21 protein-coding genes are annotated in these 24,872 nt (G+C 54.7%); 13 read left to right on the top strand and 8 right to left on the bottom strand.

Annotation, left to right across the window (positions count from 1 at the left end):
- Nucleotides 1-93 precede the first annotated feature (93 nt).
- From lon to HALA3H3_RS19955, 3 genes are all read left to right on the top strand, one after another.
- Nucleotides 94-2,505, top strand: coding sequence for an endopeptidase La (lon, locus tag HALA3H3_RS19945; RefSeq protein WP_022523307.1), 2,412 nt, complete (start codon nt 94-96; stop codon nt 2,503-2,505).
- Nucleotides 2,506-2,699: 194 nt separating this feature from the next.
- On the top strand, nt 2,700-2,972 hold the full coding sequence (locus HALA3H3_RS19950; protein ID WP_007114333.1) for an HU family DNA-binding protein: 273 nt from the start codon (nt 2,700-2,702) through the stop codon (nt 2,970-2,972).
- 126 nt (nt 2,973-3,098) lie between these two features.
- A complete protein-coding gene (locus HALA3H3_RS19955; RefSeq protein WP_022523308.1) occupies nt 3,099-4,919 on the top strand; it encodes a SurA N-terminal domain-containing protein in 1,821 nt (606 codons plus the stop codon).
- A gap of 81 nt (nt 4,920-5,000) precedes the next feature.
- Here HALA3H3_RS19955 and HALA3H3_RS19960 read toward each other — a convergent pair whose 3' ends face one another.
- Nucleotides 5,001-5,774, bottom strand: a complete 774-nt coding sequence (locus HALA3H3_RS19960; protein ID WP_022523309.1) for a UDP-2,3-diacylglucosamine diphosphatase — start codon at nt 5,772-5,774, stop codon at nt 5,001-5,003.
- A gap of 13 nt (nt 5,775-5,787) precedes the next feature.
- A complete protein-coding gene (locus tag HALA3H3_RS19965) occupies nt 5,788-6,288 on the bottom strand; it encodes a peptidylprolyl isomerase (protein WP_022523310.1) in 501 nt (166 codons plus the stop codon).
- A 155-nt stretch (nt 6,289-6,443) separates the two neighbouring features.
- Here HALA3H3_RS19965 and HALA3H3_RS19970 point away from each other — a divergent pair, with 155 nt between their 5' ends.
- From HALA3H3_RS19970 to HALA3H3_RS20015, 10 genes are all read left to right on the top strand, one after another.
- Nucleotides 6,444-8,123, top strand: coding sequence for a glutamine--tRNA ligase/YqeY domain fusion protein (locus HALA3H3_RS19970; protein WP_022523311.1), 1,680 nt, complete (start codon nt 6,444-6,446; stop codon nt 8,121-8,123).
- 19 nt (nt 8,124-8,142) lie between these two features.
- Nucleotides 8,143-9,537, top strand: a complete 1,395-nt coding sequence (gene cysS, locus HALA3H3_RS19975; protein WP_022523312.1) for a cysteine--tRNA ligase — start codon at nt 8,143-8,145, stop codon at nt 9,535-9,537.
- A gap of 115 nt (nt 9,538-9,652) precedes the next feature.
- Entirely contained in the window at nt 9,653-10,579 is a 927-nt protein-coding gene (gene osmF / locus HALA3H3_RS19980; protein ID WP_022523313.1) for a glycine betaine ABC transporter substrate-binding protein OsmF, read from the top strand.
- Between the two features lie 48 nt (nt 10,580-10,627).
- Nucleotides 10,628-11,827: an ABC transporter permease gene (locus tag HALA3H3_RS19985; protein WP_022523314.1), complete on the top strand. Its 1,200-nt coding sequence runs from the start codon at nt 10,628-10,630 to the stop codon at nt 11,825-11,827.
- Nucleotides 11,824-12,786: an ABC transporter ATP-binding protein gene (locus HALA3H3_RS19990; protein ID WP_022523315.1), complete on the top strand. Its 963-nt coding sequence runs from the start codon at nt 11,824-11,826 to the stop codon at nt 12,784-12,786. Before HALA3H3_RS19985 ends, HALA3H3_RS19990 begins: the two co-directional genes overlap by 4 nt.
- Nucleotides 12,767-13,552: an ABC transporter permease gene (locus HALA3H3_RS19995; RefSeq protein WP_022523316.1), complete on the top strand. Its 786-nt coding sequence runs from the start codon at nt 12,767-12,769 to the stop codon at nt 13,550-13,552. The genes HALA3H3_RS19990 and HALA3H3_RS19995 overlap by 20 nt, the downstream gene beginning before the upstream one ends.
- 182 nt (nt 13,553-13,734) lie before the next feature.
- Nucleotides 13,735-14,937 carry a thiamine pyrophosphate-dependent dehydrogenase E1 component subunit alpha gene (locus HALA3H3_RS20000; protein WP_027959577.1) on the top strand — a complete coding sequence of 401 codons (1,203 nt, stop codon included), beginning with the start codon at nt 13,735-13,737 and terminating at the stop codon, nt 14,935-14,937.
- Nucleotide 14,938: 1 nt separating this feature from the next.
- Entirely contained in the window at nt 14,939-15,916 is a 978-nt protein-coding gene (locus tag HALA3H3_RS20005) for an alpha-ketoacid dehydrogenase subunit beta (RefSeq protein WP_009287805.1), read from the top strand.
- Between the two features lie 38 nt (nt 15,917-15,954).
- Nucleotides 15,955-17,208: a 2-oxo acid dehydrogenase subunit E2 gene (locus tag HALA3H3_RS20010; RefSeq protein WP_022523318.1), complete on the top strand. Its 1,254-nt coding sequence runs from the start codon at nt 15,955-15,957 to the stop codon at nt 17,206-17,208.
- A gap of 15 nt (nt 17,209-17,223) precedes the next feature.
- Nucleotides 17,224-19,071: a protein kinase domain-containing protein gene (locus HALA3H3_RS20015; RefSeq protein ID WP_022523319.1), complete on the top strand. Its 1,848-nt coding sequence runs from the start codon at nt 17,224-17,226 to the stop codon at nt 19,069-19,071.
- A 39-nt stretch (nt 19,072-19,110) separates the two neighbouring features.
- Here HALA3H3_RS20015 and HALA3H3_RS20020 read toward each other — a convergent pair whose 3' ends face one another.
- The 6 genes from HALA3H3_RS20020 to HALA3H3_RS20045 form a co-directional block, all read right to left on the bottom strand.
- Nucleotides 19,111-19,728 carry an ABC-type transport auxiliary lipoprotein family protein gene (locus HALA3H3_RS20020; RefSeq protein WP_022523320.1) on the bottom strand — a complete coding sequence of 206 codons (618 nt, stop codon included), beginning with the start codon at nt 19,726-19,728 and terminating at the stop codon, nt 19,111-19,113.
- Complete coding sequence (locus tag HALA3H3_RS20025) at nt 19,725-20,666, bottom strand: MlaD family protein (RefSeq protein WP_022523321.1); 942 nt, start codon at nt 20,664-20,666, stop codon at nt 19,725-19,727. The genes HALA3H3_RS20020 and HALA3H3_RS20025 overlap by 4 nt, the downstream gene beginning before the upstream one ends.
- A 6-nt stretch (nt 20,667-20,672) precedes the next feature.
- Entirely contained in the window at nt 20,673-21,497 is an 825-nt protein-coding gene (locus tag HALA3H3_RS20030; protein ID WP_053857240.1) for an ABC transporter ATP-binding protein, read from the bottom strand.
- Nucleotides 21,497-22,627: an MlaE family ABC transporter permease gene (locus tag HALA3H3_RS20035; protein ID WP_022523323.1), complete on the bottom strand. Its 1,131-nt coding sequence runs from the start codon at nt 22,625-22,627 to the stop codon at nt 21,497-21,499. Before HALA3H3_RS20035 ends, HALA3H3_RS20030 begins: the two co-directional genes overlap by 1 nt.
- Before the next feature lie 93 nt (nt 22,628-22,720).
- Nucleotides 22,721-23,542, bottom strand: a complete 822-nt coding sequence (locus HALA3H3_RS20040) for an IclR family transcriptional regulator (RefSeq protein WP_022523324.1) — start codon at nt 23,540-23,542, stop codon at nt 22,721-22,723.
- A 102-nt stretch (nt 23,543-23,644) separates the two neighbouring features.
- Nucleotides 23,645-24,853, bottom strand: coding sequence for a 3-oxoadipyl-CoA thiolase (locus HALA3H3_RS20045; RefSeq protein WP_022523325.1), 1,209 nt, complete (start codon nt 24,851-24,853; stop codon nt 23,645-23,647).
- Nucleotides 24,854-24,872 lie beyond the last annotated feature (19 nt).

Genomic DNA, 24,872 nt, shown 5'->3' on the forward strand with positions numbered 1-24,872 from the left:
GCTAACGTCTAAACGCCAGCATTTTGAAAAGTGTGCAGTACTTTTCTAAGTACTCTTTTAAGTACTCATCCGATTTGTCGAGGAACGTCTGCGATGCAGCAGAACGCCGAACAGACACAATGTCTACCCCTTTTGCCATTGCGCGATGTGGTTGTTTATCCGCAAATGGTCATCCCCCTTTTTGTAGGTCGTGAAAAGTCTATCCAGGCGCTCGAAGCGGCGATGGAGGCTGATAAACGTGTGCTACTGGTGGCTCAGCGTGAAGCGTCTCAAGATGAGCCTGACAATGCGGATCTTTACGCTATGGGCACCGTGGCCGATATCATGCAACTGCTTAAGTTGCCTGATGGCACGGTCAAGGTACTCATTGAGGGGAATTTCCGAGCGGATGTTCTCAATGTCGAAGAGAATGCCGCAGGTTACACCCAGGCGCATTTAACGCCCCGAGAGAGTGAACCGCTGACCAGCCGTGAGCAGGAAGCGCTGGTACGCGTGTTGCTCAATCAGTTCGAGCAGTACGTCAAACTCTCCAAAAAAGTCCCCAACGAAGTGCTTAATTCGCTGTCGGGGATTGAAGATCCAAGCCGCTTGGTGGACACCATTTGTGCCCACCTGTCGCTTAAAATTGGCGACAAGCAAGAGCTGCTTGAGATGGATCGGGTGCGTGATCGTATTGAGCACCTGATGGCGCTGATTGAATCTGAAATCGACCTACTGCAAGTAGAAAAGCGCATCCGCTCGCGGGTCAAAGAGCAGATGGAGAAGACCCAGCGCGAGTACTACCTCAATGAGCAGATGAAAGCTATCCAGAAAGAGATGGGTGAGCTGGATAATGTGCCCAATGAGGCTGAGAAGTACGAGCTGGCGATTAAAGAGTCCGGTATGCCGAAAGAGGCATCCGAGAAAGCCACTCAAGAGCTCAATAAGCTCAAAATGATGGCCTCAAACTCCGCTGAAGCGACCGTAGTGCGCTCCTACCTGGATTGGTTAGTCGCTGTTCCATGGAAAAAGCGTACCCGGGTAAAGCATGATCTCGTCAAAGCGCAGCAGGTGCTCGATGAAGATCATTACGGCCTGGAGGAGGTCAAGGCGCGCATCCTGGAATATCTTGCCGTACAGAAGCGCGTGCGCAAGATGAAAGGCCCAGTGCTATGTCTCGTTGGGCCGCCCGGGGTGGGCAAGACTTCGCTTGGCCAGTCCATTGCCCGTGCCACCAATCGCAAATATGTGCGTTTGGCCCTGGGTGGGGTACGCGATGAGTCGGAAATTCGCGGCCATCGGCGCACCTATATTGGTTCATTGCCAGGCAAGTTGATGCAGCGGATGAGCAGAGCAGGGGTTAAAAACCCGTTATTTCTTTTGGATGAGGTCGACAAGCTAGGCATGGATCATCGCGGTGACCCTGCCTCTGCGCTGCTCGAAGTGCTCGATCCTGAGCAGAACAACAGCTTTAGCGATCACTATCTGGAGCTTGACTACGATCTCTCCGAGACGCTGTTCATCTGTACCGCTAACTCGATGAATATCCCCAGCGCCTTGCTTGACCGTATGGAGATTATTCGTCTGCCGGGTTACACCGAAGATGAGAAGCTGGCGATCGCTAAGCGCTACTTATTGCCTAAGCAACTAGCCGCGAACGGTTTAAAAGGCGATGAGTTAACGCTCGAAGACAGCGCGCTTTTAGAGCTTATTCGCTACTATACCCGCGAAGCGGGTGTGCGTGAGCTGGAGCGGCAGATTGCCAAAGTGTCGCGCAAGGTACTGCGTGAGCGGCTTGAGAAAGAGCGTGACCCGCAAGCCGCCCAAACAGGGCAGAGCTTAACGGCTGAGCAAATTGAGCACTACGCGGGCGTACGTCGCTATAGTTACGGTTTGGCAGAGCAAGACGACCAGATCGGCCGAGTGACAGGCCTTGCCTGGACATCGGTGGGCGGCGAGTTACTCAACATCGAGTCTGTCGTGACGCCGGGTAAAGGGCGAATTAACAAGACCGGTTCACTTGGCGATGTAATGAAAGAGTCGGTGAGTGCCGCTCATACGGTAGTGCGCGCCAGGGCAGAAGCGTATGGCATTGACCCCGAACGGTTCGAAAAAGAGGACCTGCATATCCATGTTCCTGAAGGGGCAACACCTAAAGATGGGCCCAGTGCAGGTATTGCCATGGTGACGGCGATTGTTTCCGCATACACCCAGCGTGCGGTACGCTGCGACGTGGCAATGACCGGTGAAGTCAATCTGCGCGGTGAGGTATTACCGATAGGCGGATTGAAGGAGAAATTGCTGGCAGCCCGCCGCGGTGGTATAAAGACAGTGCTAATTCCTGAGGAAAACCGCCGTGATCTCAAGGAAGTACCTGACAATATCAAAGGTGCATTGGATATTCGTCCGGTACGTTGGATAGATGATGTCTTAGCCGTAGCGCTAGCTGATAAGGTAGAAGACGGTGCGCCATTGAAAAGTACCGAAGCATCGTTTAGTAATACCGTTGTTGCTAGTACCCATTAAGCTGTTAAAGTCCTCACTGGTCTTTAATTTTACTTAATATGTGCCCGCTGCTTTGGGTAGCGGGTATCTCGCGGTATGGTTGCTTGACAGATGTTTCAAGGCATTGCTATAAAACGCAGCTATGCTTTGATCGTCGTATCCATCGGTGACCATGCCGTTCAGAGCCATTTTTTGAAACAGTCAAGGGGTGAAGAGTGAATAAGTCCGAGCTGATTGAAGCCATTGCCGCGTCTGCAGATATTCCGAAAGCAGCGGCAACCCGCGCATTGGATGCCATGGTGGAGTCTGTCACCGATAGCCTTAAGAAAGGCGAAAGCGTATCTCTGGTAGGTTTTGGTACCTTCGCGATCAAAGAGCGTGCTGCTCGTACTGGCCGTAACCCACAAACGGGTCAGCCAATCCAGATCAGTGCCGCCAAAGTACCCAGCTTCAAAGCAGGTAAAGCGCTGAAAGACGCCGTCAACTAATTTGACCGCGTTTGCTGTAACCTAATGGGCGCATCGCATTGGCGATGCGCCCATGTTATTTTCTGGCCCACTTTTTATTTGGGTTGAGCGGGCCGATCTGTTTGGCTGTGACTATCTGAGGCTAGCATGCTGCAAAGTATTCGAGATGGCTCCAGGAGCTGGGGTGCCAAAATTATTATCGGTGTCATGGTCGCGGCCATGGCACTTTTCGGGATTGAGTCACTGTTTGGGCTTTTTGGCAGCGATCCGGACGAAGTGGCGAGCGTCAACGGACAGCCGATTATGCGTCAGCAAGTTGAGCTAGAGGTTCAGCGCGCGCTGCGTTCAGGACAAGTGCCGCCAGAGCAAGAGCGTGCCTTGCGCAACGATATACTTGACCAGCTTATCACGCAGCAACTGCTGTCCCAGTATGCAGAAGAGGGTGGTTTTGCCGTTTCTGAACAGCAGTTGGATCAGTTAATTGTCAGCCTGCCGGAATTTCATGATCAGGATGGCCGTTTCTCTGCAGAGGTGTTCCGAAATCGTCTCGCCGGTGCTGGCTATACGCCGATCTCCTTTCGTGAAGAGTTGCGCGTCGATATCCAGCGCCAGCATTTACAGCAAGGCTTAGCCTTCAGTGATTTTAGCCTGCCGAACGAGCAAGAGCGCCTGGCCGAATTACAGCGCCAGCAGCGTAGTTTCCGCTATATAGTTTTGGATGGCGACGATGTGGACGCTGATATCAGCGTTAGCGATGACGATCTCCAAGCATATTACGATGCCCACCAGGAGCGCTATGAACGCCCGGAACAGGTGCGTCTTGAGTATGTGCTGATTGACCGTCAGGCCATGGCAGAGGGTCGTGACGTGGATGAAGAGGCCCTGCGTGACGCCTGGCGCGAGAAAAATCGCAATGCTGACCGCCGTGTGTCGCATATCATGATCACCTTTGGTAATGAGCGCACCCGCGATGAAGCGCAGCAATTAGCCGAGACCGCTCGGGAAGCACTGGACAGCGGTGATTCGTTTACAGATACCGCCTTGCGCTATTCTGACGACACGGCCAGCGCAGAAGAGGGCGGTGATCTTGGTGTGATCAGCCGTGGCTTCTTTGGTGAGGCCTTTGATGAAGCGGCCTTTGGTCTCGAAGAGGGTGATGTATCCCAGCCTGTTGAGTTGGATAACGCTTTCCACATTATCCAGGTGACGGATATTCAGGGCCCTACTTTTGAAGAGCAGCGCGATGAGCTAGCGCGGGAAGTGGCACTACGTGACATTGATGATGAGTTTAACCAGCGGGTTCAACAACTGATCGACGAGAGCTTCGCTGCCGACGACTTACAGAGCGTTGCCGATGAGCTCGGTCTAACGCTGCAGGAGAGCGATTGGCTTGCTCGTGATGATGAGGCTGACGGAGTGCTATCTGAGCCTGGGGTAATGTCGGCGGCCTTTAGCAACGACGTATTTGAAGAGGGCTACAACAGCGAAGTGATTGAGCTGGATCAGGATCGTCGCCTGGTACTGCGGGTTGCTGAGCAGCGTGATGCGACTCTGCTGCCGCTTGATGAAGTGCGCGAGGACGTTGAAATGTCAGTGGCCGCAGAACAGCAGCAAGAGGCGCTGCGTGAAGAGGCACAGGCACTGGTTGCCAGTTTGCAAGACGGTCAGTCAGCAGATGTTGCTTGGCTCGAAGCCAACAGCGTAAGCCGCCAAGCCGATAGCACTGTACCTCAGCTGATTGTTCAGGAAGCCTTCCGCATGGCGCGCCCTGAAGAGGGTGAGAGCGTCTATCGCACGGTTGAACTGCCGCAAGGAGTGGCTGTGGTAGCGCTTGATAGCGTCAGTGTAGGTGAGGTCGATGAGCAGATGGAGACATTTGTTGCACAAATGGCCGAGCAGTTGCGTGCCCAATCGGTATTGCAGGGATTGATTGATGACCTGCGCAGCGATGCCGATATAGAGCGCTAGAGTCGCTTAAGCCCAAGTTAAAAACAGCAAGAGCAAAAAAGCCGATCACATGATCGGCTTTTTTATACTCGTAAATTGCGGTCAGGAATCAGGTAATTCCGTTAAAGAGAACTGACGTAGTCGGGGCGCAGTATGGTCGGCGCGCTCAATGATAATATCCCAGCCGTGCTGGGCATCCCAGTCGCCTAGTACATAGCGCTTGGCAGGCACGTCTTCAACCGTCAAGTCATGTACTCTGGGGCGGTGGGTGTGACCGTGGATCATGGTAGTCAAGCCATGGTGCTCCATCAGCGCAATGACTTCTTGTGGCGTCACATCCATAATCGCTTCAGCTTTATTAGCATTGGCTTCGCCAGATTGAGTACGCAAGCTTTGCGCAAGTGCTACACGTTGTTCCAAAGGTAGCGCAAGCATCTGCGCCTGCCACTCTGGATTGCGCGACTGCTTGCGGAAAGCCATATACGCTTCATCCTGAGTACACAAACTATCGCCATGTAGCAGTAAAACGGGAATGCCTTGGATTTCCACTTCCTCAATATCCGGTAGCAGAAATGCCTGGCACGCATTTATAAAGCGTTCGCCCAGCAGAAAGTCTCGGTTGCCGTGCATTAGGTACACCGCAGTACCGTCGCTGCTAAGTCTGCGCAAATGGCGAATTACTTCATGTGCAACAACGCTAAGCGGATGTGTATTGGCGTCCAGTAGATCATCGCCAATCCAGGCATCGAAAAGATCCCCAAGAATATAAAGCGCGTCGGCTCCTGGAGCAGTGTGCTCTAAGTAGCGGTAAAATCCCTGATTGATCTCGGGGGTATCGCTACTTAGATGAAGGTCGGCAACAAGCAGTGTGCGCATAAGGCTCCCGGCGTTATTCCGCGTCTTTGACGTACGCGCGCTCGATAATGACATCTTCGGAGGGGACGTCGGCGTGCATGCCGCGGCGAGACGTAGCTACGTTTTTAATCTCATTGACCACATCCATCCCGTCAACGACTTCGCCAAATACCGCATAGCCCCAGCCTTGAAGGCTTTTACCGCTGTGATCGAGGAAACTATTATCGCCCACATTGATAAAAAACTGCGCAGTGGCAGAGTGGGGATCCTGGGTGCGTGCCATGGCCAGGGTGCCAACGGTATTTTTCAAGCCGTTGTCGGCTTCGTTGTCGATAGGGTCGCGGGTCGGCTTTTGGTTGAACTCCTTATCGAAACCACCCCCTTGCACCATGAAGCCGTCAATGACGCGATGGAACAGGGTGCCATCATAAAACCCGTCGCGCACATACTGTTCAAAATTCGCCGCACTAATTGGCGCTTTTTCGTGGTTAAGAGCGATGGTGATGTCACCGTGGTTCGTTTGTAATACGATCATAGATAAATTCCTGTTCAATAAAGGCGTTCGCCTTGGCGCTGTGCATCGGCGTCACGTTATAATAGCGGTTTTGCCCTGCACCGCGAAGGGCTATAGGAGTATCCTATGTCCTCACGGCTCAGCACGCCATCCACCACGAGGTTATCAACACCATCATGACCAACGAGACCACCCCAGCGCCGAACTTCATTCGCAACCAAGTACGCGACGAAATCGAGGGCGGCCAGGTCACTAAAATCGTGACGCGCTTCCCCCCGGAGCCCAATGGCTTCCTGCATATCGGCCATGCGAAGTCGATCTGTCTAAATTTCGGGTTGGCGGAGCAACTGGGTGGCGAGTGTCATCTACGTTTTGACGACACCAACCCTGCCAAAGAAGAGCAGGCTTACATCGATGCGATCAAAGAGGACGTCAGCTGGCTAGGCTTTGAATGGGCAGGCCCGGTGCGTTTTGCGTCTGACTACTTCGACCAGCTCTATGCCTGGGCGCAGCACTTAATGCGTGAAGGCAAAGCCTACGTTGACGACCTGTCGCCGGATGAAATCCGCGAGTATCGCGGCACCCTGACGGCGCCGGGTAAACCCAGCCCTTATCGCGAACGCAGCGCCGAGGAGAACCTGGATTTGCTCGCGCGTATGCGTGAAGGTGAGTTTGGCGAAAGTGAAAAGGTCGTGCGCGCCAAGATTGACATGGCCTCACCCAATATCAATCTACGCGACCCGATTATTTACCGTATTCGTCATGCCAGCCATCACCAGACTGGCGACAAGTGGAAAATCTATCCCTCTTACGACTTCACCCATGGTCAGTCGGATGCTATTGAAGGTATTACCCACTCGATCTGCACCCTGGAATTCGAAGATCACCGACCACTGTACGAGTGGTTTTTAAATAATCTGCCGGTTCCCGCGAAACCGCGCCAGATCGAGTTTGCACGGCTGAATCTCGACTACACCCTGACCTCCAAGCGCAAACTGAAACTGCTGGTTGACGAAAAAATTGTCGATGGCTGGGACGATCCACGTATGCCGACGATCTCCGGCATGCGTCGCCGTGGCTATACGCCCGCGTCAATTCGTAAATTCTGCGAGATGATTGGCGTTACTCGTGCCGACGGTGGCTTGGTGGATATCGCCATGTTGACCCACGCCATTCGCTCGGATCTTGAAGACAATGCCCCGCGCGCCATGTGTGTGTTAAAGCCGCTGAAAGTCGTGCTCACCAACGTGCCGGAAGATCACCAGGAGGTGTACGAAGTCCCTGGTCACCCCGCCCGTGAAGATATGACGGTGCGTCAGGTGCCGTTCAGCCGCGAGCTGTATATCGACCAAGACGACTTTATGGAAGACGCGCCTAAAAAGTTCTTCCGCTTGGCACCAGGTAAAGAAGTACGCCTGCGCAATAGCTACGTGATTCGTTGTGACGAAGTGATCAAAGACGCCGCCGGTGAGATCAGCGAACTGCACTGTTCGGTGGATTTCGATACGCTGGGTAAAAATCCCGAAGGACGTAAGGTCAAAGGTGTTATTCACTGGGTTAGCGCTGCACACGGCGTGCCGATGGAAGTGCGTCTTTACGACAATCTGTTCACCGTTGAACAGCCGGATCGCGATAAAGATGTCGATTTTCTAGAGCATCTTAATCCGGAGTCGCTGGTCGTTTGCCAAGCCATCGGAGAGCCAAGCTTAGCCTTCGCAACGCCCGAGTCACGCTTCCAGTTCGAGCGCGTCGGCTACTTCTGCGCTGACCGTCACGACTCTACACCAGAGCATTTGGTGTTTAACCGTACCGTGGGGTTGAAAGATAGTTGGGCTAAAATCAAGCAGAAGGGCTAAAACAAACATGGATAGCCATATGCATATTTACAATACGCTGACGCGCCGCAAAGAACCTTTCACCCCACTAGAAGCGGGTAAAGTGAGCATGTATGTCTGCGGCATGACGGTGTATGACTACTGCCACCTAGGGCACGCTCGCGTAATGGTCGCCTTTGATGTCATCACCCGCTATCTTCGAGAACGCGGCTATGACGTTAACTACGTGCGCAACATTACCGATATCGACGACAAGATACTCAAGCGCGCCGACGAAAATGGCGAAAGTATCACTGCGCTGACAGAGCGCATGATTGATGCCATGCACGAAGATGAGGCGCGCCTATTTGTATTGCCGCCCAGCCATGAACCGCGCGCCACCGGCCATATCGACGATATCGTGGCAATGATTGAAACGCTGATTGAAAAAGGCTTTGCCTACGCGGCCGATAACGGTGATGTCTACTATCGGGTGCGCAAATTCGCTGATTACGGCAAGCTCAATAACCGCCAGTTAGACGATATGCGTGCAGGCAGCCGGGTTGATGTGGATGTTCATAAAGAAGACCCGCTCGATTTCGTGCTCTGGAAGGCAGCCAAACCGGGGGAGGCGCACTGGGCGTCGCCCTGGGGTAACGGCCGGCCTGGCTGGCACATCGAGTGCTCGGCGATGTCGACCTGCTGCCTGGGTGACACTTTCGACATTCATGGCGGCGGGCCGGATTTAACCTTTCCGCACCATGAAAATGAGATCGCTCAATCCGAGGCGGCCACTGGCAAAACCTACGTCAATACCTGGATGCACGCAGGCGCTGTGCGGGTGAATCAGGAAAAGATGTCCAAATCCCTGGGCAACTTCTTCACCATTCGCGACGTGCTGGCCGAGCACGACCCAGAAGTGGTGCGTTTTCTGCTGGTGGCGAGTCACTACCGTAGCCCGATCAACTACTCGGTTGATTCACTGACCGAGGCGCGTAAATCGCTAACGCGCTTGTACACCGCGCTGGAAGGTCTTGAGCTAGGCGCGGCAAATAGTGATGACGCTTCAGCTTACCGTGAGCGCTTTACTCAGGTAATGGACGATGACTTCAATACCCCCGAAGCTTTGGCGGTGATGTTTGAGCTGGCTCGCGAGGTCAATCGCGCCAAGCAAGAACAGCCTAATGAAGCTGCCAAGCTGGCGGGCGAGTTAAAGCAGCTTGGGTCAGTTTTGGGGCTTCTTCAGCAAGAGCCACAAACGTTCTTAAAAGGCACGCAGCAGCAGGGTATGCCGCTCAGCGAGAGCGAGATCGAAGCGAAAATTGCTCAGCGCATTGAGGCTAAGGCGAATAAAGACTTCGCCCAAGCGGATGCGATCCGCGATGAGCTTGCCGCTTTAGGGATTATTCTCAAGGACTCCCGAGAAGGCACGTCTTGGGTATTAGAAGCACCTTAACCCAAAAACCTTCATCTCTCGTTGGTGGCTTATGCGCTAACTTAAACGCTGATGGCTCTTATAATGACTATAAGAGCCTCGGTCGTTTAAAGCCCACTTCAAAAGGAATTCAAAGATGCGCTTTTCAGCCAATTCTTTCATTGCTAAGCCCTTAATCGCTGCTTGTGCCGTATCCCTCGCGGCATTCTCCCAAGTCAGCGCTAACGAGCCTGTGGTGGTGTCATCCAAAATCGATACAGAAGGCTCTGTTCTGGGCGAGCTGATTATTCAGACCCTGGAGCGCAATGACATTGCGACCGAAAACCGCTTACAGCTGGGCGGCACTAGCGTTGTCCGCACTGCGCTTGAAGCGGGCGAGATTGACCTTTATCCAGAATACACGGGTAATGGCGCGTTCTTTTTCGATATGACCGACAGTTCAGTATGGAATAATGCAGATCAGGCTTATGAAACAGTGCGCGAGCGTGATGCGCAGCAAGGCTTGATATGGCTGCAGCCTGCCAGCGCTAATAACACTTGGGCAATGAGCGTCCGCGAGGATGTTGCCGAGGAAAATGAGCTGGTGAGTCTAGAAGATCTAGCCGCCTATTTGGCCGACGGTGGCGAGTTCAAATTTGCTGCAAGCGCTGAGTTTGTCGAGTCTTCACAAGCACTGCCTGCATTTCAGGAAGCCTACGGTTTTGAGTTAAGTGACGATCAACTGTTGGTGCTCTCTGGTGGTAATACCGCCGCTACCATGCGTGCGGCCGCCCAACAGACCAGCGGTGTTAATGGCGCGATGACCTATGGCACGGACGGTGGCTTAAGTGCGCTGGGGCTGGTCGTGCTGGAAGATACCAAGGGCGTGCAACCGGTGTATCAGCCTGCCCCCGTGGTTCGTGAAAGCGTACTTGAAACCTATCCAGAAATAGAAGCGCTGCTCAATGAGGTTTTCACTAGCCTTGATCTGGTCACTCTGCAAACGCTCAATGCCGATGTCGCCGTTAACGGGCTGTCTCCATCCCAAGTGGCCAGCGACTACCTCGATTCGCTTAATAATTAATGCCTGGTAATCTTATAATTTAATGCTAACGCTCGGGATAACTAATTAATGTCGTTGATGGATGCACTGCCCACCCCGCGGCTTCGTTGGGAAGGGTGGCACCCTAACGTTGTGCTCGTTAGCCTGAGCCTTATTATGCTGGCTGCATTCTGGTTACTTGATGTGGTCAGCATGGCCCCCAACCGGATTGTGTTAGGGACGGGGCATGGCGCACTGGAGGCTTTTGGCTGGCCAGGTGCGCTATTGGCAACGCTATTGCTCTCCTTTATCGGTATTCTCGCGTGCCAGCCAACCCATCGTCACTACCGAGCGCTGTTAGCGGCGGTGATAGTGATCATGGCGCTAATGCCAGTGGGGTTGATGGCGAGCAGCTATTTACTGATTGACCCTGAGATGCCTCAAGCGCGTTTAGGCATGGGAGCGGCGTATTGGGTTGTTCTGTTTGTACTGCTGCTGTGTTTAGTAGAACTACGCTTGCGCTTAAACCTCACGCGGGTATGGCCCACGCTATTGCTATGTGGTGTCGCGCTGATGTGGTGGCTCTGTGCAGCTTTTGGGCTGGAGACGCTTGCCCTCGTTCAAGAATTTAAAGCCCGTGATCAACAGTTTCTAAGCGCCGTCGCGCAGCACATTAAGCTGGTCAGTATCGCCGTCAGTGTCAGCATTGTGCTTGGGCTGGCACTTGCCATGCTGATGCGCCGCTATGCCCGGCTGCAGAAGGGCGCGTTTGCTGTGCTCAATTTTCTTCAAACCATTCCCAGTTTGGCGCTATTCGGTCTACTGCTGGCGCCGCTAGCCTGGCTTGCCACCAACGTGCCTTTTTTAGCCCAGCTTGGCGTTAGCGGTATTGGCACTACGCCCGCCTTAATTGCACTGATTGGCTACAGCCTGCTGCCCATTGTGCGCAACACCTATACCGCGCTTGAACAAGTCAGTCCCGATACATTAGAAGCCGCCAAAGGCATGGGCATGCGTGCCGGGCAGCGTTTTTGGCAGGTGCGGTTACCGCTGGCGCTGCCGGTGCTGTTGGAAGGGGTGGGAATTACCACTGTTCAGGCCATTGGGCTTACCGCCGTTGCCGCTCTGATTGGTGCGGGCGGGTTAGGTACTTTTATTTTTCAAGGCTTAGGTCAGGCCGCCATGGATATGGTGCTGCTTGGCGCACTGCCTATTTTAATGCTGGCTCTGGTGGTGGATGCGGGCTTAGGTGCCTTGGCAGAAGCGCTGCGCCCCGGAGGAACAAGATGATCGAACTATCCCACGTATCCAAGCGGTTTGGGGATGAAACCGCGGTGGACGATATTTCTCTACGGGTGGCGAAGGGTAAATTCTGTGCGTTAGTGGGTACCTCGGGCTGTGGTAAATCGACCACCTTGCGCATGATCAATCGCTTAATTGAGCACAGCGAAGGCGACATCATCCTCGATGGGCAGGCGATAGACGCGTATGACCCTGTAAAACTACGTCGCCGGATTGGCTATGTGATACAGCACACCGGGCTGTTTCCCCACTGGAACGTTGCGCGCAACATCGGTCTGGTGCCACGGTTATTGAAGTGGTCAGCAACGGACGTCCAGTCACGGGTGGCCGAGCTAATGCATTTGCTCGGTTTGCCAGTGGATGAGTTTGGGCATAAATACCCGCATCAGCTTTCAGGGGGGCAGGCGCAGCGAGTGGGTGTTGCGCGTGCCCTGGCGGCAGACCCGGATATTTTGTTGATGGATGAACCCTTCGGCGCGCTTGATCCTATTACCCGTGAAAAGCTACAGGATGAGCTGGCCAAGCTACAAGCACGGCTGCATAAAACCGTAGTGTTTGTGACCCATGATATGGATGAAGCGCTTAAGCTGGCGGATCACTTAGTGGTGATGCGCGAAGGTCGAATCGTGCAACAAGGTTCACCGCTGGCGCTATTACAAAGCCCTGCCGACCCTTTTGTCGAGTCGCTTTTAGGTGGGCTGGAAAGAGGCCTTAAACAAGCCGCGTTAACCCGTGTGAAAGATCATATGACCTCTATGGGGCCTACCTTGCCCGCGCAGTCGCGCATCCCTGGGACTTTCTCGCTACGTCAGGCGCTTTCCATGATGCTGCGCGATCATAGCGACCGGTTGACCGTTGTTGACCAACATGATGTGCCGGTCGGTGAGCTATCGTTGCGGAGAATTATCAAGGAGGCTCAACTGGACAATGGAAACCCGCGTGAGTAACTCGCTAAGCGTCGCCCAGCCCCACAAAAAAGCCCCACAATGGCTATGGCCACTGTTTTGGGGGGCGCTGCTAATGATGAGCGTCTTTGCCATGTCGGCTGCCGAGCCCCTATTTCGCTGGATTGAGCCCGATGCCCGGCAAGTCATCTACGATCGCGCCGGTTTTGTCACTTTGCTAGGCCGCCACCTCTTTGTCGTCGGCATTGCAGCGGTGGTGACCATTATCGTGGGAGTCGCGGCGGGTATCGCCGTTACCCGCAGGTGGGGGAGTGATTTTCTACCACTGGTGGCCCAGTTGGCATCACTAGGGCAAACGTTTCCTCCAGTGGCGGTTCTGGCGCTGGCGGTACCCGTTCTGGGGTTTGGCACCTTGCCCATTATTGTCGCTTTAATGCTCTACGGGCTATTGCCTATCGTGCGCAATACTCTTGCTGGTTTGCAGGGCGTCGAAGGCGATATTAAAACGGCTGCTCACGCTATGGGCATGAAGCCAACGCAAATCCTGTGTCAAGTTGAGCTCCCTCTGGCAGCACCGGTCATTCTGGCGGGCATCCGAACCTCGGTGACCATCAATATTGCCACTGCCGCGTTAGGGGCTACCGTGGGAGCAAGTAACCTTGGTGACCCGATTATCTCCGGCATCGTGAACGGCAATATGGCCTATGTGGTTCAAGGGGCGCTGACCATTGCATTGTTGGCCCTGACGATTGATAGCTTGTTCGAAGTGTTGCAGCGTCAACTACGTGCGCGTATCTCTGATGACTGATTTTTCTGCGTTTTAACCTCTCTGCATCTTAAGTAGCATCCCTAAAGTCCTTGCGCTGCGTTATTGTCCTAAATGTTGTGGTAGATAGATGTTGCGTTGACCTATGACAGATAAATCCACTGGCATAAACGGTCAATACCAACAACACTGCCCTCAAAAGGGGCAAAACAAGGACAATAATGATGACACAGTACGTACACCAGCCGGACTTCATGACCGGCGACGAATTTTCAATTCCTACTTTCAGCCTGCTTAACCCAGAAGGTGAGCTGCATAGCGACGCTGATGAGCCCGCGCTTGAGCGTGATCACGCCCGGCGTATCTATCAGGCGATGCTGGCCACGCGTATTCTCGATGAACGTATGATGGCTGCTCAGCGCCAGGGGCGGTTGAGCTTTTATATGCAGTGTACCGGGGAAGAGGCCGCTGTAGTGGGCGCCACTGCTGCGCTAAATGACGCCGATATGATTATGGCGCAGTACCGCGAGCAGGGCGCTTTAATGTATCGCGGCTTCTCGATCGACGAATTCATGAATCAGCTGTTCGGCAACGAGCTGGACTACGGCAAAGGCCGCCAAATGCCGATTCACTATGGGTCGCGCAAGCTGCACTACATGACCATCTCGTCCCCCTTAGCGACTCAGATTCCTCAGGCCACGGGCTACGCCTACGGCCAAAAATTGGCTGGTAACGGTCACTGCACGTTAACGTTTTTTGGTGAAGGCGCTGCCTCCGAGGGTGATTTCCACGCCGCGCTGAATATGGCCTCAGTGCATCAGGTGCCGGTGATTTTCTTCTGCCGTAATAATGGCTATGCCATTTCCACGCCTGCCGTCGAGCAGTTTGCCGCCGACGGTATCGCCCCCCGAGCCTTTGGCTACCACATGCACGTGATCCGGGTAGATGGTAACGATGTGCTGGCGGTCTACGAAGCGACGCGGCAGGCACGCAAGATCGCCGTTGAGAAAAATCAGCCGGTATTGATCGAGGCCATGAGCTATCGCCTTGCCGCGCACTCCTCTTCCGACGACCCCTCTGGCTATCGCTCGAAAGATGAGGAGGAGGTGTGGCGCGCCAAAGACCCACTGCTGCGGCTGCAAAAATGGCTCTTGAAGAAACAGTGGTGGAGCGAAGAGGAGGAGGCTACCCAGCAGGAAACCCTGCGCCGTGAAGTACTGGAAACCATGAAGCGGGCTGAGAAGCGCTCATCGCCGCCGCTAGAGAGCCTGATCAGCGATGTGTATGCCGATATAACCCCATCGCTGCAGCGCCAATTCGATCAGTTAAAACGCCATATCCGTCGCTACCCAGAGGCTTATCCCCGCGGGGCGCAGTCGTTGGATTTAGACGTGGGCACCGAGACTGATACTCAGGGAGAGGCGTAACATGGCTACCATGAACATGCTCCAGGCAATTAATAATGCACTGGATATCGCCATGGCAGAGGATGAAAAAGTCATCTGCTTTGGTGAAGATGTGGGTATTTTTGGCGGCGTATTTCGGGCCACCAGTCACCTGCAGGAGAAGTACGGCAAAGCGCGCTGTTTCAATACGCCACTTGTCGAACAGGGCATTATCGGCTTTGCCAATGGCTTGGCGGCCCAGGGCTCGGTGCCTGTGGCAGAAATACAGTTTGCCGACTATATCTTTCCGGCGTTTGACCAGATCGTTAACGAAACCGCCAAGTTCCGGTACCGCTCAGGCGATCTGTTTAACGTTGGTGGTTTGACGATTCGCACTCCTTACGGTGGCGGTATCGCTGGTGGCCTTTATCACTCTCAATCACCGGAAGCTTATTTCACCCATACACCTGGATTAAAGGTGGTGGTGCCGCGCAACCCATACCAGGCTAAAGGGCTACTGCTTGCCGCTATTCGCGACCCGGATCCGGTGCTTTTTCTGGAGCCTAAGCGTCTTTATCGTGCTTCAGTCGGTGAAGTGCCCGAAGAGGATTACCAGCTTCCCATTGGCGAAGCCGAAATCACCAAGGAGGGCACGGATATTACCGTGGTAGGCTGGGGCGCGCAGATGGAGGTGATCGGCAAAGCGGTCGAGCTAGCCGAAGAGCAGGGCATCGCCTGTGAAGTGATCGACCTGCGCTCACTGCTGCCCTGGGATGCGGATACGGTGGCTGAATCGGTGTTAAAAACCGGCCGACTGGTGGTGAGCCATGAAGCCCCGTTAACCGGTGGCTTTGCCGGTGAAATCGCTGCCACTATTCAAGAGCGTTGTTTTCTCTACCTGGAATCGCCCATTGCCCGGGTGACGGGTCTGGATACGCCTTTTCCACTGGTGCTGGAAAAAGAGTATCTGCCTGATCACCTGAAGATTTTTGAAGCGATTCGCGAAAGCGTCAACTTTTAGTGGCTATTAATGCCTAAGTACGCATGGGGAGAAAAACAATGAGCGATTTTTTATTGCCTGATATTGGCGAAGGCATCGTCGAGTGTGAAGTCGTCGAATGGCGCGTCGCTGAAGGCGATCAAATTGAAGAAGATCAGCCTATCGTTGAAGTCATGACCGACAAGGCGCTGGTGGAGATTACCGCCCCCGAAGCCGGTGTGGTGACCAAACTGTATGTGGCCCAGGGCCAAATTGCCAAAGTGCATGCGCCGCTGTATGCCTATCAAGTGGATGGGGCTAGTAACAATAATAGTGAGGCCGAACCAGACGGTGCGCAATCGGCCGCCAGTGAAAAGCCAATGGCACAGACGACAGAATCGTCCAACCCTACAGGTATTCCGGCTGCTGGCCGCTTATATGACAAGGTGCCAGCCAGCCCCGCCGTTAGACGCCTAGTGCGTGAACACTCTCTACAGCTCACGGAGATCGCTGGCAGCGGCAAAGACGGTCGGGTGCTAAAAGAGGACGTGTTGGCGCATCTGGATCAAGCACTCCAAGCTTCAGCTTCATCTAGCCAAACCGTTGTTAACAACCAAGCTGAAACTCAGGCACCCAGAGTGGAGCCCCTCCGCGGTGTGCGGGCGGTCATGGCCAAGCGCATGGTCGAGGCAGCCAGCACCATTCCCCATTTTCACTACGGTGAAGAGATCGACGTTACTGCACTGTTGGCGCTGCGGGAGCGCTTAAAGCCGCTAGCCGAGGCTCAGGGCGAACGGCTGACGCTAATGCCGTTTTTTATGAAAGCCATGGCGCTAGCCGTCGCCGAAGAGCCTATCGTTAATGCCCAGTTAAATGCGGCTGGGGATGAGCTGCACTACTACCCCCATTGTAATATCGGTATGGCGGTGGATAGCAAAGCGGGTTTGATGGTGCCCAATGTCAAAAACGTTGAGCGCTTAACCCTGTTGGAAATTGCCCGGGAAGTCGGCCGGCTAACCACCTCGGCGCGGGAGGGGCGGGTTGATCAGGCGGATCTAAAAGGCGGCACCATTAGTATTTCCAATATTGGGGCGTTGGGAGGTACCTACGCCGCGCCTATCATTAACGCCCCCGAGGCCGCTATTGTGGCGATTGGTAAAACCCAGTGGCTACCACGCTTTGATGAGCAGGGTGCGGTACAGCGCCGGGCGATCATGACCATCACCTGGGCGGGCGATCACCGTTTTATCGACGGCGGTACCATTGCGCGTTTCTGTAATGCCTGGAAGGGCTTTCTCGAAGCCCCAGAGACCATGCTGCTTCACTTAGGCTAGCAAGCAAGGTGACTTATGTCCCAGGCACCGCTTCAGCAGTTTTATATACCTGAAGAGCAGTCGGTCTATCTGCTGAGCCATCACGATGCCCGTAAGCTTAAAGACTGGGTAGCGCTATGCCAGGCGCAGCTCTCCCAGTTGGGCTATCAGGGCATCGAGCTCATTGGCAAGGGTGCCTACGGTTTTGTATTTGCCGGCAGCACCGTCCACCAAGGCGCTAAAGCGCATTATGTCTTTAAATTCTCCCGCATTACCCTACCTGTGCACTTGCAGGAGCGCCTCGAAGAAGAGGCGTTTATGCTGGAACAGGTGTCCCATCCACGCATTCCAGGTCTTATTGCTTACCAGCGCTCCCGGGGGCAGTCCATTCTGGTAATGGAGCGTGCCCCCGGCTGGAATTTAGAGCAGGTATCGCTTAAGCAGGGGCGCCTCTCTCCACGCTTGATTGTGCGCATTGCGGCGCAGTTGGCCGACATCCTGCTTGCCCTGCGGCAGGAGTCAGGGTCCCAGGCACGTCCGGTGGTGCATGGCGATATTAAGCCTTCTAACTTGGTGTATGACGCCGAGCAGGAGTCTATTGCGTTAATCGACTGGGGCTCATCGGTATTTGCCCAACTAGACGCGCAACTGCAGTTTGTGGGCGCCAACGTGATGGAGCTGATGTCGGACAATTTGCAGCAAACCAATGCCCGCCTGGGCGATGTTTACTTTATCGGCGAAGAGCAGTTGAACGGCGCACTGTCATCGCCGCGATTCGACGAGCAGGGCGCGGCGGGTACCCTGTATGCGCTGGCGTCGGCGCAGTCGTGTCGATTTGGCCATCGGGCGATTCCCGCCAGTTCGCTGGGGTTGCCGATGGAGTTTGCCCGCACCCTGGATGGCATGCTCGACCCCGACCCTCAGGTACGGCGCAAAGCGGGCGACTACTTTTTAAAAAACATGCCGCGAATGGCCAGGGTAGTAATGATCGATCTGCCCACATCGCTCAGTGTCCCGCTGGTACCGGTATGGGCGCGTCCTGCGCATCAGGAGATCGATACCGTGGTATATAGCTCGCGCAAAGCCTTTCTACGCGAAGCGAATGCACAGGAAACCCTGAATGATGTCAATGATGTGCAGTTAGACCGCTACTACAAGCAGTTTATGCAGGGTATGGGGGAAACCGAAAAAGCCTTTTTGGCGTCGGTGAGCCGCCTGGGCAAATATCCGGTGGTAGGGGGATTGGCGGTTCGCTGGGAGCGTGAGGGTGTGTATATCGATTCGTCGTTAAATTTACACGACCCTACGCTGAAGCCCGCCTTTATTGAAGCGGTCAATAATATGGTGCACTTGGCGCGGGCGATTCATCGTCAGGGCGTGTTTAAAAGCTGCTTGTTTAATGCCCGGCAAACACTGCACTTAGAACGTACTTCCGTGGATGAAGCCTTCGTTAGCGAACCCAGCATGGCGATAGGCTATGAGTTGAGCGCAGTACCGGAGCTTGAAGATCGCACCCGTCAGCACAGCTACTTCGAAGATGGCCCCGACCCAGAAGAGCTATTGGTGCTGCCCGAGGCGATTATGCATGTGCTGCAGCAGCTCAATGACATTCACCATACCGGCATGATCATTTTTGAAGCGCTGCCACAACACCTCAAAATACATAGCTACTATCGTCTGCTGGATCCGGCTCGAGAGGACGAGTTCCGCACGCTGCTGGCGCGCATTCTCGCCTCGGTAGACCAAATCGAGGGCCTAGGCGTCTCGGGCTACATGAAAATGCCCTACAAGGACACTCGCTACTTTGCGCATCTGGAAAGCCAGCCAGAGCGCTACTACCCCCGCGACCCGCGGGAGTATGTCCGAAGGGCAACAACGTCCTAATTACACGGCTTAGTTAGGTCTGGTTTAGTCCGTTCTAGCTTAGTCAATGGTGGCTTCCTGCTGATTGGCCAGCCAGTTGACCAGCTGCTCAGTAAGTTCGTCGCTAGCAGCACCAAATGCATCAACCACATCAGGAATATCGGTGCTTATAGATTGCGCGCTGGTGGTAAAGCTCTGAGTAGCGATTGAAGCGCGGTTTTGAGTGCTGACGAGCTGAACATCGAGCTGAACCTTCACCGTGGGCGGACGGGTAGCGTAGTCGCTCTGAAAGTGACGTAGTTCACTCAGTAGCAATAGCTCGGAAGGCAGGCTATCGCTACCCACGCTGGCAAATAGGCGGCTCTGCTGTAACCCAGTGATCAAGCGCGATTGGAGTAAAGCAGGGGCATTCTCTTGCCAGCGGGCAGCTTCGTACACATTAACCACATTACCCTCTGGGTAAACCACAATGCGGTTGCTACTCAGTAAATGCCCCGCCTGTGGGGCCGCCACTGCCAGGCGTTGGCGGGTGGTCATAGAATCTGATGTGACGGGCTGTATATCGCTACTGGGCAGACGATACAGGGTCGCTGGCTCACTTTCGGGCAATATTGAGCAGCCACTGCTGAGTAGCAGCGCAGCGCTAACTAAAGCGATGGCGGTGGGGCGTAATGTCATGGGCGGAACTCCTCTACCTGATCACGGCCCAGGAAAAAGTCTGTTGGGCTCTCCTCTAGCTGGCGGGTGATACGATCCAGTGTATCGAGTGTTGAGCGTAGCGAAGAGAGCGCCGGGGCAATATCTTGCGCGCCCTGCAGGCTGCCTTCGATGGCACCAGCGTTAGTCTCCACTAATTGCTCAATGCGTTGAGCCGCCCGGGCCACATCGTGGCTCGCATCAGCGGCACTCTCCATTACCAGCCGGCCATCTTGACGCAGTAGCTGTGTCGCTTCCTGGCTAAGTTCGTCGATGCTGCTAAGCGTGTTAGTTGCCTGGCGAGTGGCTTCGCCGAAAAGCGCCATATTCTGGTCTAGGGCGTTCTGCTGGGCGGCAATCATTTCGGTGATCTGAGCAATGTTGGTTAAAATACTGCCTGCCTGGTCACGGTTATTATCGTCAAACAGTTCGTTGACGTTTTGCAGGATTGAATTGATGTTTTCGATCATATCTTCGCCCTCATCAAACAGCGTAGCGATGGGCGAAGGGTCTGCGTTTATAAACGGTGCTTCGATATCGGTTTGGTCAATTAGCAGTGGGGCTTTAGGGGTGCCGCCGTGAAGTTGCACGGACATGCTGCCGGTGATGCTGGCAAAGGCAAGTTTTGCCCGGGTGTCTGTCTTAATCGGTGCGTCATCGTAGACGCGGATATGGGCAATCACTTGCCGAGGGTCATCAGGATTAAGGTTAAGCTCGGTGACGTCCCCCACCTCAATACCGTTATATTGCACTCGGCTGCCGACTGATAAGCCGCTCACGCTGCGCTCAAATAGAATGCGGTAAGGCTGGTAGCTACGTTCGCCTGCTGCATAGCTCATCCATAGTGCAAACAGCAGCGCGCCAGCGGCAGTGGCCAGCGTGAAGAGACCGATTAAAACGTGATGCGCCCGTGTTTCCATGTGCAGTCACTCCTGGACGTTAGCGTTATTTGAAGAGCCGGTATGAGCACGCTGAGCGGCTCGACCTCGCGGGCCGTGAAAGTAGTCTTGAACCCATTCATCGTCGGTATCCGCCACTTTATCGATGGTATCCACCACCAGCACACGTTTCTGTGAAAGTACCGCGACCTGATCGCAGGCAGCGTAGAGCGTATCCAGGTCATGGGTGACCAGGAAAACGCTGAAACCCAGCGCATCGCGAAGGGTGACCAGCAACTGATCGAAGGCCGCCGCGCCAATAGGGTCAAGCCCCGCCGTGGGCTCATCAAGAAACAGAATGTCAGGATCAAGCGCTAAGGCACGGGCAAGGGCGGCGCGCTTGACCATGCCGCCAGACAGCGACTCAGGAAACTGCAGCGCGGCCTGTGGCGGCAGCCCGACCAACGCTAGCTTTACCCTGGCAAGATGCTCGGCGTCTTCACGGGGTAGCCTGGCGTGTTCAATTAGCGGTAGGGCAATATTTTCTTGCAGGTTCAACGAGCTGAACAGCGCACCGCGTTGAAACAGTACACCAAAGCGCCGCTCTATTTGACTGCGCTGTGCCTCGTTAAGCTCGTTAAGGGTTGTGCCTAGGACTTCAACCGTGCCGTCATTGGGGCGCTTCAAACCAACGATGCTGCGTAACAGCACTGATTTACCGGTACCAGAACCGCCTACAATGCCGAGGATTTCTCCACGTTCAAGGGTTAGGTCTAAGTTTTCGTGAACCACATGAGCGCCAAAGTGGTTCACCAAGCCTCGAACCTTAATGACCGGTAGGTCGTTTTGCTCTGTCGGTTTATCTGAATTGATCACCAGCCCATCTCCATAAAGAATAGCGCGGCGACGGCATCAATCAGAATCACCATAAAAATCGACTGAACGACGCTTGACGTAGTGTGTTCTCCCACCGACTGCGCACTGCCGCTGACCTTAAAGCCTTCAAGGCAGCCGATAACGGCGATCACAAAGGCAAACACCGGTGCTTTGCTAAGCCCTACCAAAAAGTGTGTCACCGATACGTCTTTTTGCAGCGTGGCCATGAACTGGGTAAGTGAAATATCCAGTGACAAAGAGGTGACCATGGCACCACCCGCTAAGCCGCTGAGCATGCCCACAAACGCTAGCATGGGCAGGCTAATTAACATCGCCATTACCCGTGGCAGCACCAAAAGTTCGATAGGATCTAGCCCTTGGGCCTGCAGGGCATCAATCTCTTCATTGGATTTCATGGCGCCGATCTGGGCAGTAAAGGCGCTGGCGGTTCGTCCCGCTAATAAAATTGCAGCAAGCAGAACGCCGAACTCTCGCAAGAATGAGAACGCAACAAGATCGATGGTATAAATCGTGGCGCCAAAATCCTGCAAAACGGTAGCGCCAAGGAAAGCCACAACGGCACCCACCATAAAGGTGAGTAGCGCGACGATGGGTACGGCATTAAGACCGCTCTGCTGAATATGGGCAACGGTGGCCGTTAGGCGCCAGTGGCGTGGCCGCAATGCCAGATGGAATAGGGTAGCCACGACGAGACCAATAAAGGCCAGCAGCTGGCGCTGCTGAGACCAAAGCCCCGCCATGTGTTGGCCCACGCTGGCAAGCGCTTGGCTAATACGCGAATAGGAGGGGGGATCAACGTCAAGCGGCGCTTCCATGGCTTCGGCAATACGCACCAGCAGCGCCTGCTGCTCTTTCGGCAGTTCTGCTGCCCAATCCGCTACCGCCTGTGCTTTCTCAACGCCAATCAGCTCTACAATGAGTATGGCACCGGCGGTATCAAGGCGAGTTATTGCGTCTAACGAAACCGTCGCACCCGTTGGCTTGCCAAGTTCGGTTCGAGTTTCACTGTGATTAAGCGCCGCTTTGATATAGCGGTAATTGGCAAGTGTCCACTCGCCTTTAAGGGTGACTGTTTGATCATGACGCGCTATCCACTCGCTTGGCATCCCCACTCCTCGGCGCTCTTGGTATCGCTGCGCTTGTTTAGAAGTCTATGATGCATTCAAACGGGCGTTAGTTAAAGTCTCCCTAGCTTGAATTTACCTTGCCGAGCGGTTTCTTGGCGCTAGTTCCTGCTTAATCTGATTAGCGACTTCTTTGAGACGTGGGCCTAAGTTATTAACCAAGCGGTCGTGATCCAAGCGCAGGCTGGAGCCGCCGCAGTTAATCGCCATGACCTCGGCGCCATCTTCTAAAATTAGCGGCATCGCCACCGCGCTAATATCGCGCTGCCAATCCTGCTCAGAGAGACAAAAACCGTACTGTGCATAGTCTTTGAAACTCTGTTGTATACCCGCTTCATAACGCGGCCAGTCGCTACCATACTCGCTGGCCAACTCTTGGAGCACCTGCTGGCGCCGTTCGTCAGACAAACCGCATAGCCAGGCACGACCAATGGCGGAAGTGGCAATGGGCAGGCGGGAGCCCGTGTCCAGGCGAATGATTAGCGGGCCATGGCCGTGGCAGGTTTCCAAATAAACCATGTCACTGCGGTCGGCCCCGCCCAGGCTAACGTTACAGTCGGTGGCATCAGCAAATTTCTGCAGATGCGGGCGAGCAATTTCGCGAATGCCCATATTGGCGAGAAAGCGATATCCCAAGGCTAAGACACCTGGCCCAAGGCGGTACTTTTCCAGGTGGGTATTGTGTTGGAGATAGCCCAACTGCGTCAGGGTATAGGTTAAACGTGACACCGTCGGGCGAGGGATACTTGTACGGTTGGAGAGCTCAGCATTGCCTAAATACTCTTCACCTGCGCCAAAGGCGCGCAGCAACTCTAGACCGCGCGCAAGCGCTGTCACAAAGTTACGATCTTTTCCTGGCAACTGCGAGTCGTCAGCATCAGTGTCGGTGGGGTGCATTCAATATCCCAACAATAGGTGGCTTATGGCGCCCAGTATCGCATATCTACTTAGACGCAGCGTTCATGCCTATCAACGAAATAGCGGCTGTTTGACGCTAAATCAGCCGTCCAGACGCTCGATAATCGTGGCAATGCCCTGACCGACGCCGATGCACATGGTGACCAACGCATAGCGCCCACCGGTCGCTTCAAGCTGTCGGAGAGCCGTAAGCGCCAAGCGTGCTCCTGATGCCCCCAGAGGATGACCAATGGCGATAGCGCCGCCGTTGGCGTTCAAGCGTGGATCATCAACGGAGAGACCCAACTGCTGCACGCAGCCAAGCACCTGAACGGCAAACGCTTCGTTGATTTCAATCACATCCATCTGCTCAAGGGTAAGCCCTGCACGCGCCAACGCCTTTTGTGAAGCGGGTACTGGCCCTAACCCCATAACCCGCGGAGCCACACCGGCAACGGCGCTGGCGACAATGCGCGCGCGCGGCGCTAGGCCCACACGTTCACCGGCGGCCTTGGTGCCGACAATCATGGCAGCGGCGCCGTCATTCAGGCCCGAGGCATTGCCGGCGGTGACCACGCCACCCTCGAATAGCGAGCCCAGTCGGGCCAGTTTGTCTTCGCTGCTTTGTGGGCGGGGGTGTTCGTCTTTTTCCACCAACAGTGGCGGCTGTTTACGCCCTTGGGGCACCTCTACGCCAAACATCTCGCCGTCGTAGAAACCTGAGGCCAGCGCTTGGGCGTAGCGGGCCTGAGAGCGGGCGGCAAAGGTGTCGCTTTCATCGCGGCTAATATTCAGGTCGTGGGCAATGTTATCAGCAGTTTCCGGCATGCTGTGGCTGCCGTACTCCTTAGCAATCCAGGGGTTGGGAAAGCGTGAGCCAATCACCGTGTCGTACAGCGGCTGGTTGCGGGCATAGGGGGAGTCCGCTTTACCCAACACATAAGGTGCACGGGACATGGACTCAACGCCGCCTGCTAAAAACAGCTCGCCTTCACCTAGCCGTGCCGCCCGGGCCGCATCCATCATCGCTGCCAAGCCACTGCCGCAAAGCCGGTTAACGGTTTGCCCTGCCACTTCGATGGGCAGACCTGCCAACAGTGCGCCGTGACGGGCTACGTTTCGGGAGTCTTCCCCCGCTTGGTTGGTGCAGCCTGCCAGCACCTCTTCATAGCTTGCTGGCGCGAATGGGTTGCGGGCTACCAGTGTTTTAAGCGTCAGCCCCAACAGCTCATCTGGGCGAATAGCCGCTAAGCTGCCACCGTGGCGACCAAAAGGGGTACGTAAACCGTCGTAAATATAGGCGTCTTGCATGGTGATGCTCCTTGTTATT

The organism is Halomonas sp. A3H3 (assembly GCF_000982975.1).
GTDB lineage: Bacteria > Pseudomonadota > Gammaproteobacteria > Pseudomonadales > Halomonadaceae > Vreelandella > Vreelandella titanicae.

Excerpts from the sequence above, each read along its gene's own strand:
- lon (WP_022523307.1), top strand. The coding sequence starts at position 94 with ATGCAGCAGAACGCCGAACAGACACAATGTCTACCCCTTTTGCCATTG.
- HALA3H3_RS19955 (WP_022523308.1), top strand. The coding sequence starts at position 3,099 with ATGCTGCAAAGTATTCGAGATGGCTCCAGGAGCTGGGGTGCCAAAATT.
- HALA3H3_RS19960 (WP_022523309.1), bottom strand. The coding sequence starts at position 5,774 with ATGCGCACACTGCTTGTTGCCGACCTTCATCTAAGTAGCGATACCCCC.
- HALA3H3_RS19965 (WP_022523310.1), bottom strand. The coding sequence starts at position 6,288 with ATGATCGTATTACAAACGAACCACGGTGACATCACCATCGCTCTTAAC.
- HALA3H3_RS19970 (WP_022523311.1), top strand. The coding sequence starts at position 6,444 with ATGACCAACGAGACCACCCCAGCGCCGAACTTCATTCGCAACCAAGTA.
- cysS (WP_022523312.1), top strand. The coding sequence starts at position 8,143 with ATGCATATTTACAATACGCTGACGCGCCGCAAAGAACCTTTCACCCCA.
- osmF (WP_022523313.1), top strand. The coding sequence starts at position 9,653 with ATGCGCTTTTCAGCCAATTCTTTCATTGCTAAGCCCTTAATCGCTGCT.
- HALA3H3_RS19985 (WP_022523314.1), top strand. The coding sequence starts at position 10,628 with ATGTCGTTGATGGATGCACTGCCCACCCCGCGGCTTCGTTGGGAAGGG.
- HALA3H3_RS19990 (WP_022523315.1), top strand. The coding sequence starts at position 11,824 with ATGATCGAACTATCCCACGTATCCAAGCGGTTTGGGGATGAAACCGCG.
- HALA3H3_RS19995 (WP_022523316.1), top strand. The coding sequence starts at position 12,767 with ATGGAAACCCGCGTGAGTAACTCGCTAAGCGTCGCCCAGCCCCACAAA.
- HALA3H3_RS20000 (WP_027959577.1), top strand. The coding sequence starts at position 13,735 with ATGACACAGTACGTACACCAGCCGGACTTCATGACCGGCGACGAATTT.
- HALA3H3_RS20005 (WP_009287805.1), top strand. The coding sequence starts at position 14,939 with ATGGCTACCATGAACATGCTCCAGGCAATTAATAATGCACTGGATATC.
- HALA3H3_RS20010 (WP_022523318.1), top strand. The coding sequence starts at position 15,955 with ATGAGCGATTTTTTATTGCCTGATATTGGCGAAGGCATCGTCGAGTGT.
- HALA3H3_RS20015 (WP_022523319.1), top strand. The coding sequence starts at position 17,224 with ATGTCCCAGGCACCGCTTCAGCAGTTTTATATACCTGAAGAGCAGTCG.
- HALA3H3_RS20020 (WP_022523320.1), bottom strand. The coding sequence starts at position 19,728 with ATGACATTACGCCCCACCGCCATCGCTTTAGTTAGCGCTGCGCTGCTA.
- HALA3H3_RS20025 (WP_022523321.1), bottom strand. The coding sequence starts at position 20,666 with ATGGAAACACGGGCGCATCACGTTTTAATCGGTCTCTTCACGCTGGCC.
- HALA3H3_RS20035 (WP_022523323.1), bottom strand. The coding sequence starts at position 22,627 with ATGCCAAGCGAGTGGATAGCGCGTCATGATCAAACAGTCACCCTTAAA.
- HALA3H3_RS20040 (WP_022523324.1), bottom strand. The coding sequence starts at position 23,542 with ATGCACCCCACCGACACTGATGCTGACGACTCGCAGTTGCCAGGAAAA.
- HALA3H3_RS20045 (WP_022523325.1), bottom strand. The coding sequence starts at position 24,853 with ATGCAAGACGCCTATATTTACGACGGTTTACGTACCCCTTTTGGTCGC.